Below are 5,769 nucleotides of genomic sequence, written 5' to 3' on the forward strand. Positions count from 1 at the left end.
AACCCTAGGTGGCCGTTACCGCAGGAATGGATATGTACTCATTCAACAAACCACAGATCGGCTGTTAGGCCGCCATCGCGAGCAGGCTCGCTCCCACAGTAGATCGGGTACATCAGCAAGCGACTGGTCGGCTGCCCAGTCCGCTTTCGCGAGCAAGCCAGCTCCCACAGTGGATCGGGCGCAGCCGCAAGAGATTGGCCGGCTGCCAGGCCGCCATCGCGAGCAGGCTCAATCCCACAACAGACGCGATATCAGTAGGGCTTGGGCGGGACAGCGTCCGTCGGGGCTTTTGTCGAACCCTGCTTCTGCGCGCGCCACGTCGCCGGTGGCATGCCGAACTGGCTGATGAACCAGCGCGTAAACGAACTCGCCATCGAGTAGCCCAGCATGTCGGCAATGCGACTAAGCGAGTAATTCGGGTTGTCCAGATAACGCAGCACCAGGTCGCGGCGCACGTCGTTGATCACATCGTTGAACGCACAGCCATCGTCCTTGAGGCGACGTTGCAGGGTGCGTACGTTCATGCCCTGGCTCTGCGCGACTTGCTCGATGGTGGCGCGGCCCATGGGCAGCAGCAGGTAGATGGCCTTGCGCACTTCGAACAGCATCGACGTGCCTTGGTGGCCTTGCAGCGAATCGAGGTAGCTCTGGGCGTAGCGGGCCATGGCCGGGTCGGCGTTGGGGTTGGTCATGTCCAGGCTGGCGCCAGCGCAGACGATGCCATTGAACTCACTACCGAACTCCAGGGTGCAGCCGAACAGGCGACGGTGCAGTTGCAGGTTGTCGGGAGGCTGGTGGGTGAAATTGACGCTATAGGGATGCCAGTGTGAGCCGAGCAGGGCGGCGCACAGGCGGAACATCACGCCGATGGCAAGCTCGGTGGCCTGTCGGCTGGGCAGCGGCGATTCGGTGACCACCTCTTCGCGAATGATCACCATCTTGCCGGCCTCTTCGATGAAGATAGCCAGCGAATCATTCATCAAGTGCCGGTAATGCACCACCACCTGCAAGGCATCGCGCAACGTGCGCTGGTGGCTGAGCAGCAGGCTGACCACGCCGAAGTCCGAGAGCTGGCGTGATTCGGCCATGCTCAGGCCGAAGGTCTGGCAGCCGCTGGCCGCGGCTGAATCTTCCAGCAGGCGCACGGCGGAATCGATGGGGATGCGGTGTTCCGGCGCCTGCAGCAAGGTCTTGGTCAGCCCGACGCCGGCCAGCACATCGCGTGGGTTGAACCCCAGGTATTGAGTGACCTCCAGATAGTTGGTCAAGACGGCGGCGCGAACAAGCTTGGTCATGCGAAGGTCTTTCCTGGGCCGATTGCGATTCAAAAAAAGCGTGGCGACTATATCCAGCACATCAGCAATTGAACAGTTGTGAAGTGAGCGGAGTCACTCGCCCATTGCTGTCCGATTTACCACTCTTGCGCAAACCTCGTCTAGGCTCACCCATTGATTACAGTGACCCGCACAGAACCTGCCGGGATTTTAGACCGGTGGTCGCACCGCGCCACCAGCGGAGCATTTGTCATGAAAAGAAAAGTGCATGACGTCCAATGAAAAGCACCTCGGGTGGCCGCTCTTTAATGTCAGTCCTACAAAAAGCCCCTGGCGACAGAGCCAGTCGAGTCATCGAGAAAGCGTAGGTGTTGAAGTGAACAAACTGCAAACTGCCGCAACCATTCTGATCGTACCGGGCCTGCGCGAGCACGTTGCCGAACATTGGCAGACGTTGCTTGAAGCCAGGCTCAGCAAGGTACGTAGTGTGCCGCCGCAGGAGACCGACAAGCTCGATTGCAACAAGCGCGTGCAAGCGATCCAGCACGCCCTGGAGCAGATCGACGGGCCGGTGATCCTGGTCGCCCATAGCGCTGGCGTACTGATGGTCGCGCACTGGGCCGCGCAGCACAGCCGGCCGATCAAGGGCGCGCTGCTGGCCGCTCCACCTGACCTCGATGCCCCTTGGCCGTCAGGCTATCCATCGCCTGAAACCCTGCGTAGCCAGGGTTGGGATCCGCTACCCAAAGGCCCGCTGCCATTTCGCAGCCTGGTGGCCGCCAGTACCAACGACCACCTCGCCAGCCTGCAAGCCGTTACGCACCTGGCCGAAGGCTGGGGCAGCGAACTGCTCAACCTGGGCGACGTCGGTCATCTCAATCCTGCTGCCGGGTACGGGCACTGGCCACAAGCCGAAGCCCTCATCCTCGAGCTGGATCGCTGATTCAGGCGCCGGTTGGCCCGCGCCATCCGGCATTCACCCCCACCCCTGAAAACGTAAATCCCTGGAACAAGGGGTTACGCGGGGACTGCTGCGCTTAAAACAAATACAAAAAGGCGGAGAAACGCAATGCACAACAACAAGAGTCACGGGTTCACCGCTTCACGCTACACCTTGCTGGCTTCGGCCATTCTCGCGGCAACGGTGCCGATGGCCCATGCGGTAGAGATCGAGACAGGTAGCCCGGACTGGACCGTTCGCCTGGATAACACCATCAAGTACAACTATGGCGTACGCACTGAAAGCGCTGACAAACGCATGTTGGGCACGCCCAACAACAACGACGGCGACTACAACTTCCGCAAGTCCGGCACCAACATCACCAACCGTGTCGACCTGCTGACCGAGATGGACGTGGTCTACCAGAACCACATGGGCTTTCGCGTCAGCGCCGCCAGCTGGTACGACAAGGCCTATGAGAACACTGGTTCCAATTCCAACCCGTTCGTCAACGGCAACGGTTCGACCTCGGGCCTGATCGCCAACGACCCGCGCCTCGCCGGGGTCACCAATGACAACGTCGGCAACGGCAGCCCGCACCTGAGCAACTATGCCCAGCGCTACTACACCGGTCCGTCCGGTGAAATTCTCGACGCCTTCGTGTTCTACAGCACCGAAGTGGGCGAGGAGTCGATGCTGAGCTTCAAGGCTGGCCAGCACAACGTGTTCTGGGGCGAGACCATTCTCAACCCGGTGCATTCGATCAGCTACGGCCAGTCCGGCCTGGACCTGGCCAAGCTGGCCGCGTCGCCGGGCACCGAAGCCAAGGAACTGTTCGTTCCGCGTAACCAGCTGTCGATGTCGTTCACGGTCAACCCTGAGTTGACCCTGGCCGCCCAGTACTTTCTTGATTGGGACGCCGCACGCCTACCGGAAGCCGGCACTTACTACGGCGGCTCCGACCTGGTCGGTTTCGGCGCACAGTCGTTCCTGCTGGGTAACACTAATGCTGTCGTGCCTGGCAGTCCTCTGGGTTGCGGCCTGGCACCGTGCAACGGCTTGACCAACGTGCGTCGCGGGCATGACCTGACGCCGGACAAGCGCGGCGACTGGGGCCTCATGGCCAAGTGGTCGCCCGCCTGGCTGGACGGCACCCTGGGCGTTTACTACCGCGAAACCTCGGAAATCCTCCCGCAAGCCTGGCTGGATGCCCGGGGCCTGAGCTCGGCCAACCCGAACGGCACCCGGCCAGCCGGGCAGGTGCCCGCGGTGATCAATACGCTCAACTCGCTGAGCACCGCCACCTATCAAATGGCTTATGCCGACAACATCAAGATCGTTGGCCTGAGCCTGTCCAAGGACGTGGGCGGGGTGAGCGTGGGCTCGGACCTGAACGTTCGGCACAACATGCCGCTGGCCAGTATTCCGGCCGTCGTCAGCTCCACCAGTCCGTTGGGCCTGGGCCAGGGTCTCGGCCTGTTGCCGGCGCGCACGCCCGGCACCGGCGTGATCTATGACACCCCGGACAAGGGCGACAGCATGGCCGCCACCGGCGACACCCTGCACTGGACGATCAACGGTCTGATGACCATGCCGAAAACCCCGGTGTTCGATTCGGCGACCCTGCTCGCCGAGGTGTACTACAGCAACTTGCTCAAGCTCGATAGCAAGAACGAGGCGCTCTACAAAGGCAAGGACACCTACCGCGGCATCGACCAGCCGACCCGGGACAACTGGGGTATTGCGGTCAACTTCACACCGACCTGGTACCAGGTGTTTCCCGGTGTCGACCTCAACGCGCCGATGTCCATCAACCTCGGTCTCGATGGCGTGTCACCGGTCTCCGGTGGCGGTGCCAAGGATACCGGTAACTACGCCGTCGGCCTCGGGGCCGTTGTGTACAACAAATACTTCGTCGACCTGAAGTACGTGGACTCTTTCGGCAAGGCCGACAAGTGCAATGTCAGCGGTGTGAGTACTGGCCCGAACGGCGGTGACGGCGCTGCGCCAAACGCCTTCAGCGGCAACGAAAACTACGCCTGTTACGCCGGTGGCTATTCGTCCTTTTCCGGAGGGGGTGCCACGACTGAGGACCGTGGCGCCGTGTACCTGACGATGAAAACAACCTTTTGATGCACCACTGATTTGCTCAAATGCAAGCAGGAGAATAACAAGATGAAATTCGTGAAAACCGTGTTGGCCGCTTCGCTGGCCATGGTCCTTGCCGCCCAGGTACAGGCCGCTGTTTCAACCCAGGACGCTGCCAAGCTGGGCAGCAGCCTGACCCTGGTAGGCGCCGAAAAAGCCGGGAACGCTGATGGTTCCATTCCGGCCTATAACGGTGGCCTGACCACGCCGCCGGCCAGTTTCAAATCCGGTGACAGCATGCGTCCGGATCCGTTTGCCAGCGAAAAACCCTTGCTGGTGATCGACGGCAAGAACGTCGACCAGTACAAGGGCTTGCTAAGCGCCACCACGGTTGAACTGGCCAAGCGCTTCCCGACGTTCCGTGTCGACGTGTTCCCGACCCACCGTACCGTTTCGCTGCCCAAGGCCATCCTCGACAACGGCGTGAAGAACGCCAGCGGTGCCAAGTCCTTGGAGGGCGGGTTGGCCATCGACAACGTGCTGCCGGGCGTGCCGTTCCCGATTCCGCAATCGGGCAACGAAGCGATGTGGAACTTCCTGTTGCGTTACCAGGGCGTGAGCATCAACTCCAAGTACGACTCCTGGAACGTCGACTCCGCCGGTGTGCCAAGCCTGGCCACCACCGGGCAGGCGTTCATTTCCTACCCGATCTACGAAAACCTTTCGCAGCCGATCAGCAGCGCCGACGTGTACTACCAGATGAAGCTGTCGTACACCGGCCCCGCACGTCGAGCCGGCGAAGCGGTGATGCTCAAGGACGCCGCCAACCCGCTGCAGCAACCGCGCCGCGCCTGGCAATACCTGCCTGGCCAGCGTCGAGTCAAACTGGCGCCAAACCTGGCGTACGACACGCCGAACCCAGGCACCGCGGGCGCGGGTACCTACGATGACGTGTTCGTGTTCAACGGTGCGCTGGATCGTTACGACTGGAAGCTGGTAGGCAAGCAGGAAATGATCGTGCCCTACAACACCTACAAGCTGACCTACGCCCAGGATCCCAAGTCGCTGACCACCGCCAATCACCTGGCACCGGACTTCGTACGTTGGGAAAAACACCGTGTCTGGGTCGTCGAAGGCACCCTCAAGGCCGGTGCCCGGCACATCTACGCCAAGCGCCGCTTCTACCTCGATGAAGACAGCTGGACCGCTCTGGCCTCGGATCAATATGACGCCCGTGGTCAGCTCTATCGTGGTTCCTTCGCCTTCCTCAGCCAGAGCTATGACAAGCAGATCCCGGACTCTACGCCCTTCATGATCTATGACCTGGTCGGTGGCTCGTACAACATCAACGGTGTAGTCGGCCCTTACGGCGGCATCAAGTACATCGATCCGCTCTCCAAGGCGCAGTGGTCGTCGGAATCCCTGGCCGGCAGCGGCATTCGCTAAGCCAACCGCAAGCAGACGCTC

Annotated in this window: 4 protein-coding genes; 3 read left to right on the top strand and 1 reads right to left on the bottom strand. The window is 61.3% G+C overall.

Annotation, left to right across the window (positions count from 1 at the left end; genetic code table 11):
* Nucleotides 1-251: 251 nt before the first annotated feature.
* Nucleotides 252-1,295, bottom strand: coding sequence for an AraC family transcriptional regulator (locus tag PMI35_RS06475; RefSeq protein ID WP_008064049.1), 1,044 nt, complete (start codon nt 1,293-1,295; stop codon nt 252-254).
* 355 nt (nt 1,296-1,650) lie between these two features.
* On the opposite strand from PMI35_RS06475, the gene PMI35_RS06470 reads away from it, so the two are divergent.
* From PMI35_RS06470 to PMI35_RS06460, 3 genes are all read left to right on the top strand, one after another.
* Nucleotides 1,651-2,217 (top strand): RBBP9/YdeN family alpha/beta hydrolase, encoded by a 567-nt coding sequence (locus tag PMI35_RS06470; RefSeq protein WP_008064052.1) that lies wholly within the window; start codon nt 1,651-1,653, stop codon nt 2,215-2,217.
* 126 nt (nt 2,218-2,343) lie between these two features.
* Entirely contained in the window at nt 2,344-4,347 is a 2,004-nt protein-coding gene (locus PMI35_RS06465) for a DUF1302 domain-containing protein (RefSeq protein ID WP_008064054.1), read from the top strand.
* Nucleotides 4,348-4,389: 42 nt separating this feature from the next.
* The gene (locus PMI35_RS06460) at nt 4,390-5,748 is read left to right on the top strand and encodes a DUF1329 domain-containing protein (RefSeq protein ID WP_008064058.1); all 1,359 of its coding nucleotides are present in this window, start codon (nt 4,390-4,392) and stop codon (nt 5,746-5,748) included.
* The last annotated feature ends 21 nt before the right edge of the window (nt 5,749-5,769 follow it).

This window comes from Pseudomonas sp. GM78, assembly GCF_000282475.1.
GTDB lineage: Bacteria > Pseudomonadota > Gammaproteobacteria > Pseudomonadales > Pseudomonadaceae > Aquipseudomonas.

Bases quoted from the DNA above. Each gene is read 5' to 3' on its own strand.
- PMI35_RS06475 (WP_008064049.1), bottom strand. From the start codon at position 1,295: ATGACCAAGCTTGTTCGCGCCGCCGTCTTGACCAACTATCTGGAGGTC.
- PMI35_RS06465 (WP_008064054.1), top strand. From the start codon at position 2,344: ATGCACAACAACAAGAGTCACGGGTTCACCGCTTCACGCTACACCTTG.
- PMI35_RS06460 (WP_008064058.1), top strand. From the start codon at position 4,390: ATGAAATTCGTGAAAACCGTGTTGGCCGCTTCGCTGGCCATGGTCCTT.